The sequence below is a fragment of the Mucilaginibacter roseus genome (genome assembly GCF_021215455.1).
GTDB classification, from domain to species: domain Bacteria; phylum Bacteroidota; class Bacteroidia; order Sphingobacteriales; family Sphingobacteriaceae; genus Mucilaginibacter; species Mucilaginibacter roseus.
Genome location: NZ_JAJPWV010000005.1, coordinates 177,168 through 201,042, shown reverse-complemented (window position 1 = coordinate 201,042; position 23,875 = coordinate 177,168). Strand labels below are relative to the sequence as shown.

At 43.8% G+C, this 23,875-nt stretch carries 19 protein-coding genes; 7 read left to right on the top strand and 12 right to left on the bottom strand.

Annotation, left to right across the window (positions count from 1 at the left end; all coding sequences use genetic code 11):
* Position 1: 1 nt before the first annotated feature.
* Positions 2 to 892, bottom strand: a complete 891-nt coding sequence (locus tag LT679_RS16135; RefSeq protein WP_232178700.1) for a helix-turn-helix domain-containing protein — start codon at positions 890 to 892, stop codon at positions 2 to 4.
* Positions 893 to 929: 37 nt separating this feature from the next.
* The gene (locus LT679_RS16130) at positions 930 to 1,754 is read right to left on the bottom strand and encodes an oxidoreductase (protein ID WP_232178699.1); all 825 of its coding nucleotides are present in this window, start codon (positions 1,752 to 1,754) and stop codon (positions 930 to 932) included.
* 245 nt (positions 1,755 to 1,999) lie between these two features.
* Here LT679_RS16130 and LT679_RS16125 point away from each other — a divergent pair, with 245 nt between their 5' ends.
* Positions 2,000 to 3,565: a M20/M25/M40 family metallo-hydrolase gene (locus LT679_RS16125; protein ID WP_232178698.1), complete on the top strand. Its 1,566-nt coding sequence runs from the start codon at positions 2,000 to 2,002 to the stop codon at positions 3,563 to 3,565.
* On the opposite strand, the gene LT679_RS16120 is transcribed toward LT679_RS16125, so the two are convergent.
* Together LT679_RS16120 and LT679_RS16115 are read right to left on the bottom strand one after the other, a co-directional pair.
* Positions 3,560 to 3,853, bottom strand: coding sequence for a hypothetical protein (locus tag LT679_RS16120; protein WP_232178697.1), 294 nt, complete (start codon positions 3,851 to 3,853; stop codon positions 3,560 to 3,562). The genes LT679_RS16125 and LT679_RS16120 overlap by 6 nt on opposite strands.
* A gap of 34 nt (positions 3,854 to 3,887) precedes the next feature.
* A complete protein-coding gene (locus LT679_RS16115) occupies positions 3,888 to 5,702 on the bottom strand; it encodes a glycoside hydrolase family 2 protein (RefSeq protein ID WP_232178696.1) in 1,815 nt (604 codons plus the stop codon).
* Positions 5,703 to 5,974: 272 nt separating this feature from the next.
* On the opposite strand from LT679_RS16115, the gene LT679_RS16110 reads away from it, so the two are divergent.
* From LT679_RS16110 to LT679_RS16100, 3 genes are all read left to right on the top strand, one after another.
* Positions 5,975 to 6,346, top strand: coding sequence for a response regulator (locus tag LT679_RS16110; RefSeq protein WP_232178695.1), 372 nt, complete (start codon positions 5,975 to 5,977; stop codon positions 6,344 to 6,346).
* Positions 6,347 to 6,371: 25 nt separating this feature from the next.
* Positions 6,372 to 6,923 (top strand): hypothetical protein, encoded by a 552-nt coding sequence (locus tag LT679_RS16105; protein ID WP_232178694.1) that lies wholly within the window; start codon positions 6,372 to 6,374, stop codon positions 6,921 to 6,923.
* Between the two features lie 102 nt (positions 6,924 to 7,025).
* Complete coding sequence (locus LT679_RS16100) at positions 7,026 to 7,208, top strand: hypothetical protein (RefSeq protein WP_232178693.1); 183 nt, start codon at positions 7,026 to 7,028, stop codon at positions 7,206 to 7,208.
* An 8-nt stretch (positions 7,209 to 7,216) separates the two neighbouring features.
* On the opposite strand, the gene LT679_RS16095 is transcribed toward LT679_RS16100, so the two are convergent.
* Complete coding sequence (locus LT679_RS16095) at positions 7,217 to 9,664, bottom strand: glycoside hydrolase family 95 protein (protein WP_232178692.1); 2,448 nt, start codon at positions 9,662 to 9,664, stop codon at positions 7,217 to 7,219.
* Between the two features lie 381 nt (positions 9,665 to 10,045).
* Between LT679_RS16095 and LT679_RS16090 the strand changes: the two genes are divergently transcribed.
* Genes LT679_RS16090 through LT679_RS16080 form a run of 3 tightly spaced genes read left to right on the top strand, consistent with a single transcriptional unit; the run spans position 10,046 to position 12,696 of the window.
* Complete coding sequence (locus LT679_RS16090) at positions 10,046 to 11,059, top strand: zinc-binding alcohol dehydrogenase family protein (RefSeq protein WP_232178691.1); 1,014 nt, start codon at positions 10,046 to 10,048, stop codon at positions 11,057 to 11,059.
* A 21-nt stretch (positions 11,060 to 11,080) separates the two neighbouring features.
* Positions 11,081 to 12,556, top strand: coding sequence for a tagaturonate reductase (locus LT679_RS16085; RefSeq protein ID WP_232178690.1), 1,476 nt, complete (start codon positions 11,081 to 11,083; stop codon positions 12,554 to 12,556).
* Positions 12,557 to 12,561: 5 nt separating this feature from the next.
* Positions 12,562 to 12,696: a 6-carboxytetrahydropterin synthase gene (locus LT679_RS16080; protein ID WP_232178689.1), complete on the top strand. Its 135-nt coding sequence runs from the start codon at positions 12,562 to 12,564 to the stop codon at positions 12,694 to 12,696.
* On the opposite strand, the gene LT679_RS16075 is transcribed toward LT679_RS16080, so the two are convergent.
* The 7 genes from LT679_RS16075 to LT679_RS16045 form a co-directional block, all read right to left on the bottom strand.
* Positions 12,683 to 14,353 (bottom strand): S1C family serine protease, encoded by a 1,671-nt coding sequence (locus tag LT679_RS16075; protein ID WP_232178688.1) that lies wholly within the window; start codon positions 14,351 to 14,353, stop codon positions 12,683 to 12,685. The two genes, LT679_RS16080 and LT679_RS16075, sit on opposite strands and share 14 nt — an antisense overlap.
* A gap of 70 nt (positions 14,354 to 14,423) precedes the next feature.
* The gene (locus LT679_RS16070; protein ID WP_232178687.1) at positions 14,424 to 15,560 is read right to left on the bottom strand and encodes a TlpA disulfide reductase family protein; all 1,137 of its coding nucleotides are present in this window, start codon (positions 15,558 to 15,560) and stop codon (positions 14,424 to 14,426) included.
* A 31-nt stretch (positions 15,561 to 15,591) separates the two neighbouring features.
* Positions 15,592 to 16,506 carry a hypothetical protein gene (locus LT679_RS16065; RefSeq protein WP_232178686.1) on the bottom strand — a complete coding sequence of 305 codons (915 nt, stop codon included), beginning with the start codon at positions 16,504 to 16,506 and terminating at the stop codon, positions 15,592 to 15,594.
* 13 nt (positions 16,507 to 16,519) lie between these two features.
* Positions 16,520 to 17,935: a PKD-like family lipoprotein gene (locus LT679_RS16060; protein ID WP_232178685.1), complete on the bottom strand. Its 1,416-nt coding sequence runs from the start codon at positions 17,933 to 17,935 to the stop codon at positions 16,520 to 16,522.
* Positions 17,936 to 17,958: 23 nt separating this feature from the next.
* On the bottom strand, positions 17,959 to 18,801 hold the full coding sequence (locus LT679_RS16055) for a DUF4843 domain-containing protein (protein ID WP_232178684.1): 843 nt from the start codon (positions 18,799 to 18,801) through the stop codon (positions 17,959 to 17,961).
* A 7-nt stretch (positions 18,802 to 18,808) separates the two neighbouring features.
* A complete protein-coding gene (locus tag LT679_RS16050; protein WP_232178683.1) occupies positions 18,809 to 20,281 on the bottom strand; it encodes a RagB/SusD family nutrient uptake outer membrane protein in 1,473 nt (490 codons plus the stop codon).
* Between the two features lie 11 nt (positions 20,282 to 20,292).
* Positions 20,293 to 23,718: a SusC/RagA family TonB-linked outer membrane protein gene (locus tag LT679_RS16045; RefSeq protein WP_232178682.1), complete on the bottom strand. Its 3,426-nt coding sequence runs from the start codon at positions 23,716 to 23,718 to the stop codon at positions 20,293 to 20,295.
* Positions 23,719 to 23,875: the final 157 nt, after the last annotated feature.

Here is a 23,875-nt window from a genome sequence, read left to right as displayed (position 1 = left end):
TCTAATTTAAATGCAGCCGTTTAAACTCCAGCGGTTTCATACCCGTTTGTTTTTTAAATAGTCGGGTGAAGTAAGAACTATTTTCAAAGCCGAGCTGGTAAGCTATCTCAGCCACGCCTTGTTGCCCCTGGCGTAACAGGTTTTTAGCTTCACCGATAAGCGAGATGTGTATCAGATCCATAGCTGTTTTACCCGTTTCCTGTTTCAGCAGATCGCTCAAATACCTTGATGACACGTGCAGGCTATCCGCTATTTGGTTTACTGATGGCAAGCCTTGTGTTTGTAGCAAGCCTTTACGATAGTAATCCTGCAGCACCTCGTGGAAACGCGTTGCTGTTTTGCCTGAAACCTCGGTGCGGTTAACAAACTGGCGTTTGTAATAACGCTGGGCGTACATGAGCATTGAAGCTACATGCCCGAGTATGATTTCCCGGCTATATTCATCGGGGTTGTTTTCATATTCCAGCCTGATCTTGTCATACAGCTCCCACATCATTGATTCTTCACGCGGAGAAAGGTGCAGGGCTTCATTAACTTCATAATCAAAATAACCATACTTTGGCATGGCCTTATGCAGTTCGTGCCCGTTCAGGTAATCTTCATGAATAAGCAGCATAAAGCCCCTTTCCTCAAACTCCAGGTTTTTCATCTCGATGATCTGCCTTGGCTTGGCAAACATCATTGATCCGTTGGAGTGATCGTACTCGGTACGGCCGTAAAGAATCACACCTGATTTAAGCTTTTTAAAGCCGATCATGTAGCAATCACTGGTAAACTCGCGGTCGCCCAGCGGGCAACCACCCTGGCAGCCTAACACGCTAATCATTGGGTGCTCAGGCGGTGCCCAGCCGTTTGCTTTATGGAGTTCTGCCAGTGTGCTGTAATGTTTCATTGTAAGTTAATGGTATAGTAATTAAAGTTACCAATTATTAGTGGCCATGTGCCTCTATGCTTACATCTTTCCATTCTTTTATTTCAGCAAGCCTTTTGTTATACAGTTGTTCAACGCCATGGTAAGCTATCTTGCCTAATAATAACCTTAATGGCGTGTTAGGGTTATCTACTACTTTAAGTATGGCGTCTACCGTAGCTTCAGGTTTACCCCATGCGTCAGGGTTATCGCCGCCTTTGGCAAATGCCTCGCGTACAGAGTTATAGTCTTCAATATCGGCAGTGGTTTGTGTTGCAGAGTTACCGGCCCATTCAGTGGCGTAGCCATTAGGCTCAATCAATGTAAACTTAATACCCAGGTGCGCTACCTCGCTGGCAATAGTTTCGCTCAATCCTTCAACCGCGAATTTAGAGGCATTGTACAAGCCCAGCATCGGCAGGGTAGCTATCCCCAGGAAGCTCGATACCTGGATCACGTGTCCGCTTTTTTGTTTACGCATAACCGGCAACACCGCCTGCGTTACCCAAAGTAAACCAAAAAAGTTGGTTTCCATTTGTGCCCTGGCCTGCTCTTCAGTTGTTTCTTCAACGGTGCCGAAAAGGCCGTAACCGGCGTTGTTTATCAGTATATCAATGCCTCCAAAATGTTCGGTTACCTGCGTAACTGCATCGTTAACAGCGGTGCGGTTGGTTACATCTAACTGAACAGGAAGTATGTTTTCGCCATATTTTTCTACCAGGTCATCTAATGCTGATAGGTTACGGGCTGTGGCGGCTACTTTATCGCCGCGTTCTAAAAAGGCTTCTGCCCAAAGTTTACCAAAACCTCTTGAGGCGCCTGTTATTAAAATTGTTTTTGACATGGTCTTATATTTTAAGTTGACTTATTTGATTCAACAATTCAAAATTGAGGAATTAACGGAAGCATAAATAATCCTTTTGTATGTAAAAATAGCACAGATTTACGTAAGGCATGTTTTTAGACGACTTGCTTTCACGCGTTCAAGGTTTTTATGTATGTGCTATTATAAATATGTTTATTGGTGTTGATAATTAGTATTTTACAAATATGTATGTTTATTATATTTAGCATAAAATCCTTAAAACCATGAAACCAATATTTACCCGCGCTTTGCCGGTTTTGTTTTGTATCACGATTACCGGTGTAACGGCTTTCGCGCAGGATGAGCCCGACACAGCCATTTTCAACAAGATCAGGAACGCGGAACTCAACAGCTCGCAAATACCACAAATTGCCCATTATTTAACTGATGTATCCGGATCACGACTGGCTGGCTCCAAAGGTTATAAGCGCGCTGCCAACTGGGCTGTAAGTAAACTAAAAAGCTGGGGCTTGGCAAACGCCGGGTTAGAGGAATGGGGAAATTTTGGAAAGCAATGGGATATTGAAGATTTCAGCATCACCTTGCGAGTGCCTTATGTTACGCCATTAAGGGCGTATCCAACCCCCTGGTCGGCAGGTACTAAAGGTAATCAACAAGGAATAGTTTGTTTGCTTACTCCGCAGCAGTACCAGGATAGCAGCTATCTGATACAGCACGCCGCCGACTTGAAAGGCAAGTGGGTGTTGTTGACCGGCAATGCAAACAAAGGCGAAGCGAAATTTAAACCGGCTGCTGAACGACTTGCCGATACCGCTTTAGCTAATTTAAAGGATAATTACATGGCAAGCCGGGCCGACATAGAGCGGGAAATAAAAGGTGTGGCGAGATACAAAAATCTTGACGGGCTGATAGAGAAAGCCGGTGCCTTAGGCCTCATCATTGCAAGCCGTACAAATAGTGATGGCGCCGTGTTTGTGCAGGCGTATACCGGTTTCCGTACATCTGACCGTGTAGGTATACCGCAACTCAGTATGGCTATAGAAGATGGACAGCGCATTAAACGTATGGTAGCATCGGGCCAGCAGGTTGAGATTGCCGTTAATATTAAAACACAAACTTCAACAGCGGACACCAAAGGTTATAATGTTGTGGCCGAAATACCGGGTACCGATCCTAAACTTAAAGCTGAAGTGGTGATGCTTGGCGGGCACCTCGACTCATGGACGGCCGCCACCGGCGCTACCGATAACGCGGCCGGATGCATAGTGATGATGGAAGCGGTGAGGTTACTTGATTCACTCGGCCTAAAGCCAAAACGCACCATAAGGATTGCCTTATGGGATGGTGAAGAGGAAGGGCTTTTCGGATCATACGGTTATGTGAAAAAGCACTTTATGGATCCAAAGACTTTTAAAACTACCAAAGAACAAAGTAAAATATCCGCCTATTTTAACCTGGATAACGGTACGGGTAAAATCCGTGGCATATATACGCAGAATAATGAAGCTGTGGCACCGCTTTTTTCCAGGTGGTTAAAGCCTTTTGCAGATTTGGGTGCAACAACCGTAACCAACAGTAACACCGGTTCAACAGACCACGTCTCGTTTGATTGGGCTGGTATTCCCGCCTTCCAGTTTATACAGGACCCGCTGGATTACGAAACCCGCACGCACCACAGCAACCTGGATGACTACGATCACCTCCAAATGGACGATTTGAAACAGGCTGCTATTATAGTAGCATCATTTGTTTACCAAACAAGTGTGCGCGCACAGCTATTGCCACGTAAACCAATCAAAAAGGAAGTTTTCGTGTTTGAAGGTTTATAGGTTGATCAGGTGATTTACCAACTGCTCCCACTCTTCGTTAAGCGAAAAGTGGGGGCGGGTTTTGCCAGCTTTGCTATACCAGTAATCTGCATTCCAAATGTCGCCTTCCTTGCGGTGCAGATAAGCATGTACCCAAGCCGACGTGCGATCAGTTAAATGGTCTACATGGTCGTGCGCTTTATGCCAGTCGCCTTTGCCATCAAACCAAAGGCTTTTTAGCTGTGGCGAAAGTGCCGTGCCCGGCGCTGTATTGTTTAATGATGCTTTAAATTCATTCAGAGTTTTCATGGCCGATTTTTCGGCTAAAATAAGTGTTTTGGAATTACTGCTTCTTGTTCAATGTATCGCCATCAGTAATTACAGCCTCATTAATTTCTTTAACGCGGTTAACCTGCATCTTCTCCACATCACGATCATAAGTAAGCATGCCATTTACCTCATGCTCCACATCAGTAGTTTGCGTGTAAATAGCTACGCTGAGGCCTTTATATTTCATGAGTTGCGTTACCTGTTGCATCAGCAGCACATACCTGTCGGTTAGGGCTGTGGTAGTAGCGGCATAATCGTACGCGTTATTCTCAACAGGCCACATATGGCCGCGGGTGAATAATCCTATGCCGCCGAATTCACCTAATGATGCCGCCCGTTTATCATCGGGTACCGATGCATCGTAAGGGCCCACATAAATATGGGTGTCAACAAAATCGCCATTGCCCGGGTCGCCGTAAGCTTTTTGGTAGCCCGGGTTATTATTGAAGCCGGAGTTGCCATTTACCAGGCGCGACGGATCATACTGTTTTGTCCAGTTAGTAATACTTTTTACATCAAACGCACCCCAGTTTTCGTTAAACGGTACCCAGGTAATTATTGACGGAGAGTTAAAGTGATCATCGATGATTGCTTTCCACTCCTTGCGGAAGGTTTTGCGGGTAACCGTAGTATCTTCATGTTGGTACCAAATGGCCGGCATATCCTGCCAAACCAATAGCCCCAATTTGTCAGCCCAATAATAAAACCGTTGCGGTTCGGTTTTCATGTGTTTGCGTATCAGATTAAAGCCAGCCTTTTTAGTAAACTCAACATCAAATTTAAGGGCTTCATCAGTAGGTGCGGTCAGTATGCCATCGGGCCAGTACCCTTGATCAAGCAGGCCTACCTGCATTACAAACTTGTTGTTAAGCAATGGCCTTACTGCGCCATTAACCTTAGCCAGTTTTACATCGCGCATACCGAAATAGCTTTTTACCTCGTCGGCAACCGTTCCGTTAGCATTGTAAAGCGTAAGTTCAAGATCATAAAGAAAAGGCTTTTCAGGCGACCAGGTAAGCGGGTTTTCAATCGGTAAATCAAAGTAGGCGCCTGTAGTACCATTAACCTGGCTAACTGCTTTTTTACCGTTAAGTGCAACTGCTTTTACTTTACTGCCAACCTGACTGTTAACCAATACGCGTAACTTTTTACCTGCCAAATCAGGAATTAGCTTGATTGAGGAAATATGCGTTTTGTTAACCGGCTCCAGCCAAACGGTTTGCCATATACCTGAAGTAAAAGTATAATCGCCACGCGGGCCGTTTTTACCTGATGGAGTACGGCCGTCGTTTGGGTCATGTGCTGCAACTATAATGGTGTTTTGCCCTTTTTTCAGAAAGGCCGTTATGTCAAACGTAAATGCATCGTACCCACCTGAGTGTTCGCCTGCTTTTTTGCCGTTTACAAATACAGTCGCGTCATGGTCTACCGCGTCAAAATGTATCAGTACCTGTTTACCTTTCCACGTAGCCGGAATCTCAACTGAGCGGCGGTACCACATGTTTATCTCTTGTTTCCGGTTTATGCCTGATAGGTAAGCTTCGGGGCAATAGGGTACCTTTATTTGCTCCTTTACATTTTCAAAGGATGCTATTTGTTTAGGGTGCAGCGCCAAAGGTGCATCCTTGCCGCCAACGTAATCCCATTTGCCATTGAGGCACATCCAATCTTCACGTTGTAATTGTGGCCGCGGATATTCCTGGAATGGAATTTCGGCCTGCATAGCCATGTTTGTCCAACGGGTGGGCAATGGCGCCTGCTGCGCAAATACACAATGGTGCACAAACAGTGCCGATACCAAAAAGTAAAGGCTTTTCAGGTTATTCATAAAAATATAGTTCAATACTGGTTACGAAGCCTAATATACGCTTAAATACATTAAAAGCGGATGTTTGTAGGGTTGAAGATTAGCCGGTTTAGCAAGTTAGATAGATTGCATGCGTTAGTGTAAGGAAAGTTGTGCATGATGATGTATTAATTGCTGTACAAAGAATGTTAATAACAGCCATGTAATATGTTTGATGGCAGCAAAACATTTACATAGCACGATTATTGTTGCTTATACTTTACTTTGAGGGAAGCACAGTGACGACAACTACTATGAATACTACAGGGCATAAACATTTGCTCATAATAGAGGACGATCTCGATATAACTGACATATTAACATCCTTATTTACTGACGAAGGTTATCAGGTTACTGCCATTAACCAAACGAATGATATTATACGTACGGTTGACGAAGTAAAGCCTGACCTGATTATAACTGATTACATTTTGGAGGGTATTAATGGCGGCGAATACTGCAGCCAGGTAAAAAACAACCCCGAAACAGCACATATCCCCGTTGTGCTACTGTCAGGCTATGCTAAAGTTTTAGAGTCGTTAGGGAATTATGGTGCTGACGCGGTAATTTACAAACCGTTTGATAACGATGAACTGATAGATACGGTGGGCGCAATGTTATCTTAGCGTTTAATAACTATTAGTGCATTTTATGAAAATCCGATGTCTTATTATTGCCCTCAGTTTCTTAATTATCTCTGCCTGCGGTAACCCGTATAAGCCGGGCAACATTGCGCTATCAAAAGATAATTCATCTAAAACAGCGCAAAATGCTGCTACAATCCCTAAAAGCAAAACTCCATCCGGATTTGAAGGAACTTATGAACGCGTACCTATGGGTGACGAAACAGGTGCTTGCCCCATGACTGTTATTATCGATCGTGACGGATCGGGTTATAATTACCGGCTTACACTTAACACACAACGTTATAATGGGAAAGCAACTCTATCAAAGGAAGGTGACGAGACACTTATAACGCTTGAAGATATTCGCTGGTCAGAATACGAGGGTGACATATCCCGCGATGACAGTGATAACGCACAAAATAACGCCGACACCCTTGAAGTTCCCGTTGGAGTAGGGGCTTTAGTAACTGACTCAGGCCTGGTGATACAAAATACCGGTAACTCCATGAATTATTATGTAAAGTTTGCAGGCTGCGATTGCAAGTATATTAACCTTGTAAAGCGAAAAAAACGATAAACGGATAATCAATGAAAGCAGTCGAATAATCCATTGCGCCCCTTTTTGTTATACGTGAACTTAGTGTGAATATCAATAATCACCTAAAGTATCACCAAAGTCATGAAAAAAACCGACCTGTTATTGTTGCTACTTATTTTTACATTAATAGCCACTGCTGTATGGGCAAAAATCAACCATGTTGATTACGCGAACAACATGATTGATTTTTCCATGATCGGCTCGTTACTCATTTTGCTTACTTTCATTGTACGTGCCGTATCCCATATGCTTAAAGCAAAGTAATGTTTGTATCAAGATTTTAGCGTATACACACCGCCCTTTTTTACCTTGATGGTTGTAATATAACCGTTTGAGGTTTTAGCTGATTTTACGTTTTCCCCCGTCACTTTAACAGGTGCAGGTGTGCGTATAGTGCAAGTGCCGTTAATTGTAGATTTTATAATTGCACTGCTTAATTTATGCTTAGCCCAACTAATATCAACAGTATAACCGCCGCGTGCTTTTAAGCCTGTAACTGATCCGTTTTGCCACTCATCAGGCAAGGCAGGCAGCAGGTTGATTTCACCATATATGCTTTGTAGTAACATTTCAGCTATACCCGCTGTGCCGCCAAAGTTACCATCAATCTGGAAAGGTGGATGAGCATCAAACATGTTTGGGTAAGTGCCGCCACCACCGCTATAATTGGTGTCATTCTCTTTGGTAAGACGCAATAAATCCCGAACCAATGTGTATGCATGATTACCGTCCCAAAGCCGTGCCCAAAAATTAATTTTCCAGGCTTTGCTCCATCCGGTACCTTCGTCGCCCCTGATGTTAAGCGTTTTGCGGGCGGCTTCTGCAAGTTCGGGCGTTTTAGCTGGTGAAATCTGGTCTGCGGGATACAACCCGTACAGGTGCGATACGTGGCGGTGATGCACCTCTACATCGTCCCAATCTTTATACCATTCTACTATATTTCCCTTTTTGCCAATATGGAAAGGATAAAGCTTTTTCTGTTTTTCCATTACCTGGCGTTGCAGATCAGCGTCGATACCTAATACTTTTGCCGCTGATAGATAATTGATAAAAAGCTCCCGGATGATTGACATATCCATAGTTGATGCCAAAGCGATTGCGCCCTCCTTGCCGCTTTCATCCCTGAAGGAGTTTTCAGGCGATCCGGATGGTGCAGTTACCCAGTAACCATCCTTATCCTTAATAAGGTAACCCAAGGTAAATATCACAGCCTCTTTCATGAGCGGGTAGGCGGTATTTTTTAAGAATACCTTGTCGTTGGTAAACTCGTAATGCTGCCAAAGGTGTTCTGATAACCAATTGGCACCCATTGACCAATTGGCCCATTTAGGGTCACCGGTGCCTTCGCCTACAGGGTTAGCCATCGCCCAAATATCGCTGTTATGATGCGCCACCCAGCCATTTAGGCCATAGTACTCTTTTGCCACATTTTTTCCGTTGGCAGCCATATTTTTAATAAGTTGCATCAGCGGTTGGTGCAGTTCAGACAGGTTGGTGATCTCCGCAGGCCAGTAGTTCATCTGCACGTTAATATTGGTAGTGTAATTTGAGCTCCATGCCGGGCGCAAATCCTTGTTCCATATACCCTGAAGGTTTGCCGCGGCACTTCCCGGCCTTGAACTGGATATCAGCAAATAACGGCCATATTGAAAATACAGCGCTTCCAAACCGGTGTCGTGGCCGCCTTTTGTATACAGTTCAAGGCGTTTATCGGTAGGAGTAGCCTGCATTTTAGCATCGGTGCTCCCCAAATTCAGCTTCACCCGGTTAAAATATTTTTGATAATCAGCAATATGCGCGCTTAATAAACTTTCGTATGATTTAAGGGCCGCTTTACTTAAATAGCCCATGGATATTTTTTGCTCGTCCTTACCATCGGTATCGGGGCATTTATCAAATCCGTTAAAGCTTGTTGCTGCCGATAGCAGGAACACAACTTCGTTAGCGTCTTTTACTTGTATGCCATTTTCTGTTGCGTTTACCTCGCCGCCTTTGTTAATGGCCTTAACCAGTAAACGGAAACGCATGCCGCTGCAATTCCCATCTTCCGAATAGCTTATTGCGTTTGCTGAATTGATGTAGTTGGGCTCTACGTTTGATGGCGCCTGACCACTCAACACGTATGTTTTATCCCCGGTTACAGAGTTGGTTGCCTTGAGCTTGCTTTTGGTATTTACGGTTAAATTCAGTTTACCCGGCTTATCTGCCTTGATGCGGACAACAATAACCTGATCGGCGGCGGATGAAAACACCTGGCGCATATAGTTAACGTTATTAACCGAAAATTTTGTAGTTGATATAGCCTTCGATATGTCCAGATCACGGTAGTAACCATTAACCGCTCCTGAGCCTAAATCCTGTTTAATATTTAAGTCGCCAAGTGGCAAATAGCTTTGCGAATATGGCCCCTGCATTTTTTTGCATAGCTCCAGCGCCTTTTGGTACTCGCCATTCAATATAGCCTCACGTACAATGGGCAGGTATTTAGATGCTTCTGGGTTAAGGCTTGGTTTAACCGGCCCGCCCGACCATAATGTGCCTTCGTTAAGCTGCAATAACTCATTTTCAGGGTTGCCGAAAACCATGGCACCCAGTCGCCCGTTGCCTACCGGTATAGCTTCTGTCCATACTGTTGCTGGTTTATCATACCATAACTTTAAATCCTGGGTAAAGCCAATAAAAGGTAGTAATACGCAAACAACCAATAATTTGATCTTCATAGTTTGTGACTAAAAACAGGTTTATAATATTATGCCGGTTCTGCAGGTGTAACGGCAGTTTCAAATATAGTGTTACACATTAATCATGGCGAAAAAATCACTGGCTTAATAGTATCTGATATTGGTAAAAAGTTAAGCGAAAATGGCACTTATATATTCATGGTTTACAAATTTAGATTGTGTTTATTTGGTTAATTGATTGATCTTTAATAGTTTATAAATTATGGTTTATTATAGCATATTTGCATCAACTTCGGGCGGTTCAATTGCTTCACAAGGAATCCATTCATAATATTGTTACAATTGTGTTGATTTAACAATTAATTCTGCTTGTTAAACTTTGTTGTATCTTACTAAGCATGCAAACCGAAATTGACATACATGAAAATATTAACCTGTGAAGAGCCGGGTAAGTTAGCCTATAGCGAGGGCGCTTACCCCGAAAGCATTGAAGGAAATGCGATCGTCCGTATTAAACGGATAGGTGTTTGTGGTACCGATTTGCATGCATTTGAAGGTACGCAGCCATATTTTTGTTATCCACGCGTACTTGGGCACGAACTTGCCGGCGAATTGATTAATGCCGGAGGAGCCGAAGGCTTCAAAGAGGGTGACGCCGTTACCTTTATTCCCTATAATAATTGTGGTACTTGTATAGCATGCCGTTCGGGCAAACCCAATTGTTGCGTAAACATTAAAGTTTTTGGCGTACATGCAGATGGCGGTATGGCAGAATACTTAAGCGTGCCAGCGCGCCTGCTTGTTAACGGACAAGGTTTAAGTTACGATGAGCTTGCCTTGATCGAGCCCTTGGCTATCGGTGCGCATGGGGTAAAACGTGCTAATGTTCAACCGGGTGAATTTGTCCTCGTTATAGGAGCAGGGCCTATCGGGCTGGGTATTATGGAATTCGCGCGTATTGCCGGCGGAAACGTTATCGCGGTAGACTTCAACGAGAACAGGCTGACTTTTTGTAAGGACAGGCTTGGTGTTTCTTATATCATAAATCCGCAGGTTGATGATGTTAAAGCCCGGCTCGAAGAAATTACAAATGGTGATATGCCTACCGTGATAATTGACGCAACCGGAAGCCAAAAGGCTATTAACGGTGGCTTTTATTACATGGCGCACGGCGCCCGTTATGTATTGGTAGGCTTGCAAAAGGACGAAATAATAGTTAGCCATCCAGAATTTCATAAACGTGAAGCTACGCTGATGAGCAGCCGCAACGCAACGCGGGATGATTTTGAATATGTTGTTTCGTGCATGAAAAGCGGTAAAGTAAATCCGGAAACTTATATTACACACCGTGTTGATTTTGACGATGTGGCTGATTGCTTTGCCGGTTGGCTGGATCCGAAAAATGGTGTTATCAAGGCCATGATCAGTGTTTAACTACAAACCTTAAATTAATTTATGAAGCTCAGCAATAAAACATTGCAGCAAATTGGCGGAGGCATTGAATTGCCGACGGATCACTACACGGAATTACCGGTAAAAGTTTTACAATTTGGTACAGGCGTGCTATTAAGAGGGCTGCCCGATTACTTTATTGATAAGGCCAACAAAAAGGGCATTTTTAACGGCAGGGTAGTGGTAATAAAATCAACCGTTGCCAATAAAACCGATGCATTTGCTGAGCAGGATAATTTATACACTGTTTGGGTAAAAGGTATTAAAGATCAACATCCTGTGGACGAATTAAGCGTTAATTCGTCTATCAGCAATGTGCTGGCGGCTAATGGGCAATGGCAGAATATACTTAAGGAAGCCGATAATACTGAGCTAAAAGTGGTGATATCAAACACTACAGAAGTAGGTATACAGCTTGTTAACGAAGACATCCATCAAAACCCTCCGGCATCATTTCCGGCTAAATTGCTTGCTGTTTTGTATCGGCGCTACCAAACTTTTAATGGAAGCAGCGACAGTGGTTTGGTTATTATTCCTACCGAGCTGCTGCCGGACAATGCTACCATTCTTAAATCAATTTTATTAGAACTGAGCCGGTATAACAAGCTTGAAACCGAATTTGAAAGATGGGTGAATGAACATAACTCATTTTGTAATTCATTAGTTGACAGGATTGTTCCAGGCAAGCCGGACGATGCAGAGGTGCAGCGCTTTGAGGAAGTAAATGGTTATACGGATGATCTGCTCATTGTTGCCGAACCCTATACTTTATGGGCTATTGAGGGAGATGAGCGTGTAAAAGCGATTTTGAGTTTTGCGCAGGCTGACGAAGGCGTTGTGGTTGTACCTGATATTGAAATTTATCGAGAACTCAAGCTAAGGCTGCTCAACGGTACGCATACGCTTACCTGCGCAATGGCTATCTTGCTCAACTTTGACTATGTTAACCAGGCAACAGGCAATGAGGTGTTCACAAATTTTATGAACAACGTGCTTGCTGATATCCGCTTTGCTATGCCTTACAAAACAGATGATGCAACGGCGCAAGCATTCTCGGCTAAGGTAGTGGACAGGTTCAGGAATCCATACATTAAACATTTATGGATGAATATTGCCCAGCAATATACCACTAAGATTAGCACCCGTGTAATACCGGTAATGCACCAGCATTTTAAGCAGACTCAGGAAGTACCGCAAAATATCGCCAAAGGGTTAGCGGCATACCTGTACTTAATGAGCAAAATTGTTGAGCAGGACAGTAAGTATTACCTGGCAATAAACGGTTTGAATCACTTGTATAGTGATGAAAAAGCAGGTGTGCTTTTATCTATCTATAACAGTGTACCGCTCCATAAAATTGCAGAAGATGTGTTTACCAGCGATGAACTTTGGGGGGGAGGCAAGCCCAATTATCCGGCGCTAATAAACGAAGTGCAAAAATACTTTGATGAAATCATCGCAGGGAAAGTAATCATTTAATAAAAATGACTACCGTCATAGTAAAACCGGTGATCGATAAGTTAGATCACCGGTTTTTAAATGATATTCCCGGATTTGAAAACCCTACTGCCGAGATATTAATGGTCAGCAATAATTATAAGGCTATTACTGATTTTTGAGGTTGTTTAGTATAAAGTTATATATAACCTGTGCAGGTAAAACCAAAGATGTAGTACGGCTGAAACGTGCTATGTTTATCCCCACAAACTTCCCGTCTATATTAAAAACCGGGCCGCCGCATTGGGTGGGCAGCAAGGCCGCATCGTGCGTAATCACCTTTTCAAATCCATCTCTTCGTACGCTTTTCCCGCCTTTAAACAATTCAGCCGGATGTTTACCTGCCGTTTGGCGTTTGTTGCCAAGCGTAACTGTTTTACTTTCTTGTTTGCCGCTTCTTAAAATCTTAAAATTTACGGTATCGCCCGGCCAGTATTGCTGCGTCACTTCGCCAAAGTCTTCAATTTTTTTCATTGCCACGTTGTTTACAGACAGTACTTCATCATCAACAAGCAACCCCGCTTTTGCCGCCGGCGAATTTGGCTGTACAAAGGTAAATGTTGGCGGAACGGCGCTGTAACCCACCGCCGCACCCAAATAACCAAGGCTCCAGAAACGGGTAAGCGAAACGTCCAGGCCGCTGGTTATACTGATCAAACCTTCTTTATCAGACACTGGATTAATTAACAGTGATCCTAAATTGGCACCTGATTGATCATTTTGGGCGATGGTTATCGCATCTTTAAAATTTGTTGACGTTTTTAATAATACAAGGTCGGTTTGGCGATCCCTTGCAATTACCCTGGCATCGGATGTTTTGTTTCCTGACGTAATAATCTTCGGATCATTGCCCACGATAGAGCTTTTGCTAACAATATATGTAGTGCTGCCATTCGCCTTAACAATTGTACCAAGCACAGGGGTATTAGCTGAGTCGGCAGTACTGGTTATGTTTACTACTAAACGGTCGAGCTTATATTTCTTAATCAGCACTGCTGAAGTAGGCTGTATGTTGGCCATTCCAGGTTCGGTTAACAGGTTTTTGATATTGTCATGCGCAATGGCCTGCGTATCGGTTGGAAACTCGGTGTATACCTGCTGTTTTTGGAGCGCATTCCAATATTTATGGTAAAGATCAACAGGTATCTCGTAATTGGTGTCTTCATCAGTATTTATAGCGCTGTGTATACCGATCACTCTGCCCATATAATCAAACAATGGCCCGCCTGAATCACCCGGCTCCATCTTACAGGTTGACTCGATAAATCCGCGGTCGTTTTTTATCGCCCTGATCCGCCCGTACCTTATAGTCGGTTTGGATTGATTAAGGCTTTCCGGGTAAGCGATGCTCAGGCATGGCTCATTTATTTTGATAGTGGACGAGTTAGCCATCGGAGCAAAGGGCCAGCTACCACGTGTTACTATCTTCATCAATGCTACGTCGGGTATGGTGCGGTCGGCTGCCAGCTCAATTTTTCCTAACGCTACCGCTATAGCTTCCTTGCCATCGGCAAACATCACTTTATAAGTTTTGCCGGGGATGGTAACGTGGGCAGCGGTTAAAATGTAGCCATCAGCTGTAACCACAACGCCGCTGAATTGCGCGCTCATTTGCTGGCGGGCTGTGGTGTCATAACCCCACATGCGTACGCTCGGAAAATAGGCGCTTTTAATGCCCTTTTGCAGTGTTGCCTGCAATTGGGGCAGCTTAACTTTTTGAGCCTTTACCACGCCCAAAAACAGCGTAATAGAAAGGCAGGTGACTATAAATTTTTTCATTTGTAAAAAAACACCACCCGTACGCGGCGGCGTTACCGGGTGGTGTAGTATAGCATATTCTAATTGGTGACTAATTCATCAGCTCGGCCAGCTTTTGGTTAAGCGTTTCGCCGCGCAGGGTGTTGCCTATAACTTTGCCGTCGCGGTCAACTAAAAAGCTTTGCGGCACCGCTCTAACCCCGTATAAACGGCCAACGGCATTGTTCCAACCTTTCAAGTCAGATACTTGCGCCCAGGGCAGCCCGTCTTTCTCAATAGCAGCAAGCCATGCAGCCTTGTTGTTGTCAAGCGATACCGATAGTATTTCAAAGCCCTTATCCTTATATTTTTTATATTGTTCAACCAGGTTCGGGTTTTCCGCACGGCACGGTACGCACCAACTTGCCCAAAACTCCACTAATACCACTTTGCCCTTAAAGTCAGCCAATGATATCGGTTTGCCATTTACATCGTTTTGCGTAAAAGACGGAGCTGTTGAGCCTATCGAGGTTAAACCCGCCGCTTCAATGCGTTGCTGCAGTTCTTTTCCCATGTCCAGTTGCTTCAGTTTTGGGTCGAGGGCTGCGAATACCGGCTGTATCTTTTTTACGTCCACTTTGCTTCCGGCGGCTTCTGACAGGCCAACCAGCGCGAAATATGATTTAGGATTGCTTTTTGCAAACAGGTACTGTTTTTCAGACCGTGCATCAATACTTTTTTTGAAGCTCGCATTTAATCCTGCCATAAAAATACTGTCCTTTTGCTGCTCAGGTGTGGCTTTTGAATAGGCGTTGTTAGCTGCTTTGGTCAAATCCATTATGGTACCACCAATCTGTTTGTTATAAGCCTGGAAATCGTCGTATACCTTTGAACCAGTGAACTTGGCGTTGCTCAACGAGTCTTTAGAATTGATAACAATATTTTCTTTACCAAAGTAAAAGTAGATAACGTCAGCACCCGGTGCGTAAATAGAATGTGGCTTACCCTCGCCTGTATGGTCCAGCGACATACGGGTGTTGCCTGTACCGGTAAGTGTACCGGTAAATTTAAAAGTGCCGTTTACAACTACGGCAGAATCCTCTTTACCGGCGCCATTGCTGTCCATGTAATCAAAGTAAACTTTAGCGGGTTTATCTAGGTTGCCAATTTTGCCGGTGATGGTAAACTTACCGGTTTGTGCCGATGCTACTGCGGGTAACAGTGCGGCTATCATTAAAAATTTTTTCATGTTTAAGTTTGTTTATTTATTGGTTTGATGATCAGTATGGGTATTTAACTTCAGGGAAATCCTTTTGTGCTTTGCGGAATTGCTGCTCCCATTCATCGGGCCAGCCAAAGGCGATGGTCGCCTGCTCTTTCAGGTTAACGCCTGCCGCGCCGCTCCAAAAGTGTATGAATTCACCCCAGTTTATGTCCCGGTTTTGTTTTTCGTACTTGCCTTTTAATTCAAAATATTTGCTCAGCACCCGGCCTTTTCCATATTTGCTGTAGATAGGGTAGAACCAGTTTTTAAACCATTGTGTGCCCGTCCGCGGAAAGTTGTCTGTTTTGGTTTGCAGTTCGTAATACACTCGCAAAGCTTCGTCCTGCCTGCCAATATTGAGCAGCACGTCATAAACAAATATCTCCGCGAATTTACTATCGCCCCATAAATTGCCGTCCTCATGGCTGCGGCCATGCGATGCGTTGGCTACAATGTGGCCAATCTCATGTATGGGCAATCCAATCTGTTCGCCGGTGGGGTAGGTCCAGCTACCGAGACCGTTATCAATCACGTTGCGGTTATCGTGGGTAGCATCGCGCCATGATGCCGGGTGCCCGCCGCCAAGGTTGTTAGTAGTATCAACAGTGCGATGGCATATTACAAACAAACGCTGGTCGGGCCCAAACTCGCCATAAGTCTTTTTTACATAAGCCCATGAGTCTGACATGGCTTTGTTAAGCCAGGTAACAGACGGATCCATCAGGTTGTCATAATAAACAGCTACGTGTTCATCATAATACACCCGGTTAAGCAACTGGTGGTGATAACCCCAGTGCTCCTTCCAGGTTTTTGGAGGAGCACCTTCGGGGTCAGGTTTAGGTTCACTATCAACTGCAGACTTTTTACACGATGCAGCTCCAAGTGCCATTATCAAGGCAAAAGCTGCAACTTTATATTTCAATAATTTCATGATCGGTCAGGTTTTAAAGGTTTTTGGATACAAAATCAACCGGGGCACCAGGTATGCCTTTAATGGTTTTAACAAGTTTGCCATTAGCGCCAACGCTAACATCCAGAAAAACAAGTTCGCCATCAACACCGGCGGTCAGCGTATTTCCGCTAAGCTTTAACATGCTGATTTTTTTGCCAGACAGATTGGCGTCCAGCAGTCTTAAATCCTCGTTGATCGGGTTATACCGGTAGATTTTATCGTTTGAGCTAAAGTAAAACACATCAGTACCCGAGCGCTGCCACTTAGTATCACCATTTACCATTGCCGAGCCTTTAAAGATTTTTTTAGCGTACGGCTTAATAACGCGCGTAGAAAAATAATTATCCATTTCTATCCCGAACGAGATTTCGTAAACGCTGCCGGCATCATCCTTGAAAAAGGCATAATTAGTGCCGGGCACCGGCTGCATAAATAGCAGGTTACTCATTCCTATGTTTTTAGGATTAAAGGCATCGCCGTTAACCTGGTATTCGGTACCTGAATAGCCGCCTGTGCTACTGAATGATACGAAAGCCTTGGTTTTAATATCAAATCCAAAATAATAATTATTGGTATTACCAAAGTATGGCGACAATTCATAATCCCCCGCCTGCGGATTAGAAAACTTACCCCAGTCAGGTGCAAATGGAGCAGTAGTAGTAACGCTTAGGTAAAGCTTGCCGTTAATTATCCCAGTAGCAAAACCTTTTGACGCTTCAAACCTTTCGGTAACAATGCTTGCCGGCGGACTAAAAAACTGATCAGCGAAGAACCTTTTACGCAACATGGTATTGCCATCAATAATTACGCTGTTTTTTTGCGGGTCCTTGGCTATTACCCAATAATCCTCGGCAGTACCTGGCTGATAGGCATAGGGCTTTGCAAATAACTGAACGGGATTATCCGGCAAATTCTCGTTGTGTAAAGAAAAATACAGGTTGCTTAAAATGCTCGCGCTATCCGGTTTGATGAAGGATAGCTTGGTAACACCAGCATCAACACTCAGCACAGTAAAACCTTTGGTAAACTGCGTGTTCCCCGCAATTTTAAAAGGGAAAAAGTATTTCATTTGGTTCCGCTTATCGGTTACGGTAAGCTTGGCTGTGCGCGTTTTAGGGCTTAAGTTATAAACTATTTTAAGCGGATAGCCCGTGTATTTATCTGTACGCGCGGCCTCGTCCACAAATATCTCCCAGTCAAAGGTTAAGTCTTTATACGGATCGGCGCCGTCAAGTTCAACATAAGGCTGTAAAATGAGGGAATCACCAACCAGCGCATCAAAAGTTCGGTCGGTAAAATTTACGATTACCGGTTCTGATGGCGGCGTGTAAATGTAATTACCCAAATCCTTTTTACAGGCTGCCAGCACAGTTAGTAACAGTAAGTATGCTATGTATTTAAATTTCATTGTTTATTTAGCTAAGGGTACAATTACATGTTGATTTCTTTGTTGTTCTCGTCAATAAAACGGTACTGGTCAACACTGCTGAAGTATTTTAGCAAGAACTTTTTGTCGGGCGCATTTACGCTGTAAAAGTCATAATCGCCGCTGTTGTCAGTTCGTTTGGTCAACACATAGCCAGAATCAGGATGTTGCCTAATCCAGTCAAACGGATACTTCAAAAATGTGCGTGTGTTTTCAATGTAGTAGAGAGAACGGGGAATATACAGGTAATAATCAGGCGTTGACAGGTCAATTAAATCACGAGTGCCGGATGTTATCAAAAACAATTGATGTTTGGTACGACTGTAAGTTTTAAGCTCGCCTTCCCAAAAATTCCACCATTGCGGGCGTTCAAGCCTGTTAGAGAACATGATGGTTTTTTTACGGATGGTATCAGGCAGATTAGTGCCAAAATCCTGTCCGCCCGATACGCGTACTGTAAGCGTAACCGATTTGTTTTCCAATTCCTTATCGGTATTTTTTATGATAACCGGTACATTCACCCTACCGGAGTTGGCCGGCATGGTATACGTTTCTTTTAACGGCTCGTAATGGAGATCTTTAACCGCGCTGGTAGCTGTGTCTACTACTTGTAATATAAAGCTGCGATCACGATTCACGCGGTTGCCTGATATAATTACCGGCACCCAAATAGTATCACGATCTACACCTTGCACATAAGCGAAGGAGTAGGTTATAGTATCTGCACTGCCGCCACTGTAATTGAGATAGATGTTTTCAGGAGAATCATAAGTTAGCTTCTCGCTTTTTTTACAAGCCGCAAATGCAACGCAGGCTAATAATATCAAGATCAAATTCTTTTTCATCATCTTTTAATTAATTATTGCGGTAAGCTTCTTCATCATTTGGTAGTGGCAGCACAAATATCCTGTCGGATGGCGGCATGCTTATCGTAGCCGATACTTTAACTGCTTTGTTAAGGCGCTTGTACATGTAAAAAATCTGGCTTTCACCGTAAAATTCCTTGCGCGCGTCAAGCACCAGCATGTTTATAAAATCATCTTTCGCAATTTGAGCACTAACGGCTGTGCCTATACCGCGTTGCCTACGCAGCGTATTAAAATATGCTACAGCTTGCGCGGGGTCGCTGTCAAAACTCGCTTCGGCGGCTATGTAATACATTTCGCTCAGGCGCAGGGTTGGCATCACCAGCGGGTGCCTGTTAGGCGTAGGGGTGGTGTTTGAAACATATTTTTGCAATAGCGCACGAACGCCGGTGCCCGACTGTATGGTGGTACGGAAAAACCACTGTTTAAGTCGCCAGTCGTCAGCGCCGGAGCGGGCGCTTTCATAAATATCATCAATTAACGAGGTTGAAGGTGCGAAAGTTGGACTTACAGCTGTGTACAGACTAATCAGTTTTTCCCTTATCGCATTGTTATCGTTAACGTACCATGCGCTTATTAACTCTTTGTATAATATACGGTCGCGTTTGGTGAGATCCTGCTGAAAAAAGTCAGCTTCCTCAGTCCACGGAAAACGGTTGGCGTTAATGATAATACGCGCGTTAAGCAGGCTGTTGGCCATATCGTTCTTATAAAGATAAGCCCGCGCCAATTCGCCGCAAGCGGTAAAATAATTCATGCGGTGGCGTCGGTTTTGCATAAACAGGTCGGGCGTATTTACCTCCGGGTTACCCACATCCCCCGGATATCCTACCTGGTAGCCTGATACAATAGGGTCGGTATCTTTAAGTATCGCCTTAGCTTCGTTCAGGTCAGCAATGATTTTATCCAGCGATTCACTTACGGTAGAAAAAGGTGTGCTTTGTGTTGATACCTTTATCACATAAGGTATGCCCTTAGCCGCAGGGTTGCTTTTAAACGACGGCGCAAACAAACGCAGCATGTCAAAATGCAGGTAAGCGCGCAGTATAAGCGTTTCACCTTTAATAATTTGATAATTATTTCCTTGGAAAAGGGACTTACGCGAGTCGATATTCTCCAGTATGTTATTACAGTTCGCTATAGCGCGATAGGCATTGGCCCAAACAGTGTTACGGAAACCTACCATGGCCGGCGACTCATATTCAAAATTAGCTACGCGGCGTAGTATCAGGTCGGTAAACTCGTAGTTTTGAGCCATGATATCTAAATTGCCATAGGTAAGGTTTTCACCATACAGCGATTGCGATGAGCAAAGGGTATAAACACCGTTCAATGCTTCTTTATAGCCTTCCTCGGTTTTAAAAAGCTCTTCCTTATCAATCTCCGATTCCGGTTTTACATCCAGAAACTTGTTGCACGAAGTAAGCACTAGCAGGGTTAGTATATAGATCAGTTTTTTCATTTACGCATTAATTAAAATGTGGCCAGTAAAGCAAAAGTGATATTGCGGGCAAAAGGGTAGCTTATACCTCTTTCGATCTCGATAGATGAAGCCCTGAAAACATCGTTCATAGTTATAGAAGGACGTAAAGTTTGCAAGCCTATTTTGCGAGCAACCTCTCTCTTCATATCGTATGACAAGTAGAGCGACTGCAACTCAATACGGTTTTCCTTTTGTATAAAGCGGGATGAGGCTTGCGTTACATTCTGGTCGGCGATGTTTTTATAAAAAGTAACATCACCCGGTTTTACCCAACGTTGCTCCAATGCGCGGCGGTCAACATTAAAACGAGGGTCGGCGTTTTCTACACGATCAACAAGCGTTTGGTTATACAGGTTACCGCCAAAAGTGTAATAAAAGCTCAGGCTCATCTGAAATTGCTTGTAAGTAACGGTGCTGCCAAAGTTGCCTGCTGCTTTAGGTGCTGCGTCAATGATCGGCTGGGTATCCTTTACATCATATATATAGGTGAGCGATCCGTCTTTTTTTACATAGATCTCTTTGCCATTCTCCGGATCAATACCTAATGATTTTACAGCGTATATAGTGGTTAACGACTGTCCCTCATTATAACGCAGTAGCGGCACTCCCTGCAATTTATTGTCGGGGTCCTGCTGATAATCGTCTATCGCTTCGTTATACGCTTTTAACGAATTGGCTATCTTAACTATCTTGTTTTTATTATGGGCCAGGTTACCTATCAGGTTTACGTTCCAGTCCTTATTCTTGTAAACGTTTGCGGTTAAATAAAGCTCATAACCCTGATTTTTCATATCGCCCAGATTTTCCTTGTAAGTGGTAAAACCGGTTGATGGTGCCAGGTTAATATCAGTAAGTACGCCCTTGGTAAGTTTGTAATAATAGATAGGGGTTATCACTATCTTATCATTAAATAAGCCTACCTCCAAACGTGCCTGGTACTCATTAGTGCGCTGCCACTCCAGGTTTTCATTGCCATAACCATTTACTAAGGCACCTACACCGGTTGAATACCAGTTAGAGCTTTGGTAGCTGTACAATGATTTAGATAAATAAGGCGGAAAGTCAACTGAACCGGTCATACCAGCAGTTCCGGTAATTCTTAAACGGGATATTTTGCTGCCCTCCATAAAGCTTTCTTTATGTACGTTCCAGCCAATACCTGTGCTCCAGAAAGGAGCGAAGCGGCGTTCGCTGCCAAAGGCCGATGATCCATCAAGGCGGTAACTGGCATCCAGTAAGTACTTGTTTTTGTAAGAGTAGTTTAACGAAGCAAATGAGCCTACCAACCTGCTGGTTGATACAAAACCGTAAGGCGCTGAATTTGGCGTGTAGGTACGCGCGAAACCGATATTGGTAAATCGGTCATTAGTAAAACCGCGTGCTTCAAAGCTTTTGTTATCGTAATCTTTTGAAGTTACGTTTACACCCAAATTAAAGTTTAACGAGTGATCGCCAATAAGTTTATTGTATAATAACCTGACGTTACCATCAATACCAAGCAGATCGTCGCTTGAGTAATTGTAACGGCCACGATTTTTTATCTCGCTTAATGGGCCGAGATAAAACTCGTTATTCAACGGAGAAGCGAATTTATCAGCTGTGCTCTTTGTTTTATTTAAACTAACAAGGCCCTTTAACCGTAAAGCTTTGTTGATGAACCAATCAACCGATAGTGCGTCAATAATTTCGAGGTAAGACGATTTATCAAAATTGCCCAAAGTAGACTCATATAGCGGGTTAAAAACAGGCAGATTTTTAAATTGATCTTCACCTTGCAAACCGGTGTTTACGTTCCAGTTGGCTACCTCGCGAATAATTTTTCCATCGGGTCCGTAGATAGGATAGTACGGGTTCATGTAAACGTAGTCTGCAAAATTACCATACTTGGAGTTTTGCGCATTTACCTGCGTAACCGTTAGGTCATTACGGAAAATAAGTTTTTTAGAAGGATTATAAGTAAAGCTCATACCTCCGCTATAACGGTTACGGTCTGAGCCTTTCATTACACCCGGATTAGCCTGGTAACGTAAGTCTACTCCGTATCTGAACGTTGAATCGCCACCTTGGGCGTACAAGCCATGCTTCTGTCCGTAGGTGTTACGCAGCGGTTGCGATAACCAATAGGTGTCAACACCGCTTACTACATTCTTCAGTTTACTATAGTACTGGTTGGTCAGTTCATCCTGGCTGCCGCCCGACAGGCCGCCACTTACATACAAACCTGCAAGCTCTTCGTAACGTAGCTTTTCTTTCGCGTTAAGTAAATGGTAGCCGCTCAAATCAGGAGCAGTTGCGTTAAGCTCGTAATTATACGTTAACTGAAGCTGGCCGGCTACGGGCGCTTTGGTAGTGATTACCATAACGCCATTGGCGGCACGAGAGCCGTATATGGCCGTGGCGGCAGCATCCTTAAGTATGGTAACCGTTTCTATACGGTTAATATCCAAATCGATCACCTTTTGCAGCGATACCTCGAAACCATCCAGTATAAATGTTGGCAGGTTATAGGTGCTCGAGAGGTTGTTTCGGTCAATCTGATCAGTTATTGAGGGTAGCGCTGTTGCGCCACGAATGTTGATTCTGGGCAGGTTATTCGGGTTTGATCCCGCCAGGTTGTTCTCCAGTATGCGAAATGAAGGATCGGACGCGGCAACGCCTTTAAGCACATTTTGCGAGTTGAATTTTCGCAGGTCGTCGCCCGTGATGGTAACGGCATTACCCGTATAAGTATCTTTCTTTAATGTTTGATAGCCCGTAACAACTACATCGCTCATGGCATTTACCTGCGTTTCAAGCATAACTGTAATTGCCTTGGCATCGGTAACCTTTACCTCTTTGGTTTTAAAACCGATGTAAGTAAATACAAGTACATCGCCGGCATCAACCATCAGTTTAAATTCGCCTTTGTTGTTACTTTGCGCCCAGGCTGCATTATTGCTTTTAACTACAATGTTAACCCCCGGTAATGGCTCTTTGCTGTCTGCGGCAATCACCCTACCGCTCAGCTGGAATTTTACCGGCATTGATACAACGTCGCTGGCCGGGGCTTCGGGTGCTTTGTTACGTACTACTATGGTTTTATCAACAATGGTGTAGGTGAGGTTATAGCGGGACAGGCAATAGCCCAAAGCCTCGTCAAGCGTTACATTTTTAAGGTCGACATCAAGGCGCTGTCCCTTGGTATTTATTTTTCCGTTATAGAAAAACAAATAGCCCGTTTGTTTCTTTATGTCCTTAAATACGGTTTCAAGCGTGGCGTTTTGCCTCGATATAGTTACCGTTTGTGAAAAAGTAGCTGCCGACAGGTGTAAACTGGCCACAAGCAGCAATATGCCAGTGAGTTTCATCACTAATAACAGTTTATACTTTACCTGCCGTATGGGCAATACGGCGTTGTAAAGAAATTTTAATTTCATACTTTTGAATAGAATAGGGTTAATAAAAGCAGCTTGTTGTAAACCATTGCTGCTGACCTTTTTATAGCCGGGGGCGGTGAGAGGCTTCCGGCTTTTTATGTCATGTACCTGTAGTTAATGTGGCTTTTGTAGCAGTATCTCCATCTTTTAGTTTTTA

Excerpts from the sequence above, each read along its gene's own strand:
- LT679_RS16135 (WP_232178700.1), bottom strand. The coding sequence starts at position 892 with ATGAAACATTACAGCACACTGGCAGAACTCCATAAAGCAAACGGCTGG.
- LT679_RS16130 (WP_232178699.1), bottom strand. The coding sequence starts at position 1,754 with ATGTCAAAAACAATTTTAATAACAGGCGCCTCAAGAGGTTTTGGTAAA.
- LT679_RS16125 (WP_232178698.1), top strand. The coding sequence starts at position 2,000 with ATGAAACCAATATTTACCCGCGCTTTGCCGGTTTTGTTTTGTATCACG.
- LT679_RS16120 (WP_232178697.1), bottom strand. The coding sequence starts at position 3,853 with ATGAAAACTCTGAATGAATTTAAAGCATCATTAAACAATACAGCGCCG.
- LT679_RS16115 (WP_232178696.1), bottom strand. The coding sequence starts at position 5,702 with ATGAATAACCTGAAAAGCCTTTACTTTTTGGTATCGGCACTGTTTGTG.
- LT679_RS16110 (WP_232178695.1), top strand. The coding sequence starts at position 5,975 with ATGAATACTACAGGGCATAAACATTTGCTCATAATAGAGGACGATCTC.
- LT679_RS16105 (WP_232178694.1), top strand. The coding sequence starts at position 6,372 with ATGAAAATCCGATGTCTTATTATTGCCCTCAGTTTCTTAATTATCTCT.
- LT679_RS16100 (WP_232178693.1), top strand. The coding sequence starts at position 7,026 with ATGAAAAAAACCGACCTGTTATTGTTGCTACTTATTTTTACATTAATA.
- LT679_RS16095 (WP_232178692.1), bottom strand. The coding sequence starts at position 9,664 with ATGAAGATCAAATTATTGGTTGTTTGCGTATTACTACCTTTTATTGGC.
- LT679_RS16090 (WP_232178691.1), top strand. The coding sequence starts at position 10,046 with ATGAAAATATTAACCTGTGAAGAGCCGGGTAAGTTAGCCTATAGCGAG.
- LT679_RS16085 (WP_232178690.1), top strand. The coding sequence starts at position 11,081 with ATGAAGCTCAGCAATAAAACATTGCAGCAAATTGGCGGAGGCATTGAA.
- LT679_RS16080 (WP_232178689.1), top strand. The coding sequence starts at position 12,562 with ATGACTACCGTCATAGTAAAACCGGTGATCGATAAGTTAGATCACCGG.
- LT679_RS16075 (WP_232178688.1), bottom strand. The coding sequence starts at position 14,353 with ATGAAAAAATTTATAGTCACCTGCCTTTCTATTACGCTGTTTTTGGGC.
- LT679_RS16070 (WP_232178687.1), bottom strand. The coding sequence starts at position 15,560 with ATGAAAAAATTTTTAATGATAGCCGCACTGTTACCCGCAGTAGCATCG.
- LT679_RS16065 (WP_232178686.1), bottom strand. The coding sequence starts at position 16,506 with ATGAAATTATTGAAATATAAAGTTGCAGCTTTTGCCTTGATAATGGCA.
- LT679_RS16060 (WP_232178685.1), bottom strand. The coding sequence starts at position 17,935 with ATGAAATTTAAATACATAGCATACTTACTGTTACTAACTGTGCTGGCA.
- LT679_RS16055 (WP_232178684.1), bottom strand. The coding sequence starts at position 18,801 with ATGATGAAAAAGAATTTGATCTTGATATTATTAGCCTGCGTTGCATTT.
- LT679_RS16050 (WP_232178683.1), bottom strand. The coding sequence starts at position 20,281 with ATGAAAAAACTGATCTATATACTAACCCTGCTAGTGCTTACTTCGTGC.
- LT679_RS16045 (WP_232178682.1), bottom strand. The coding sequence starts at position 23,718 with ATGAAATTAAAATTTCTTTACAACGCCGTATTGCCCATACGGCAGGTA.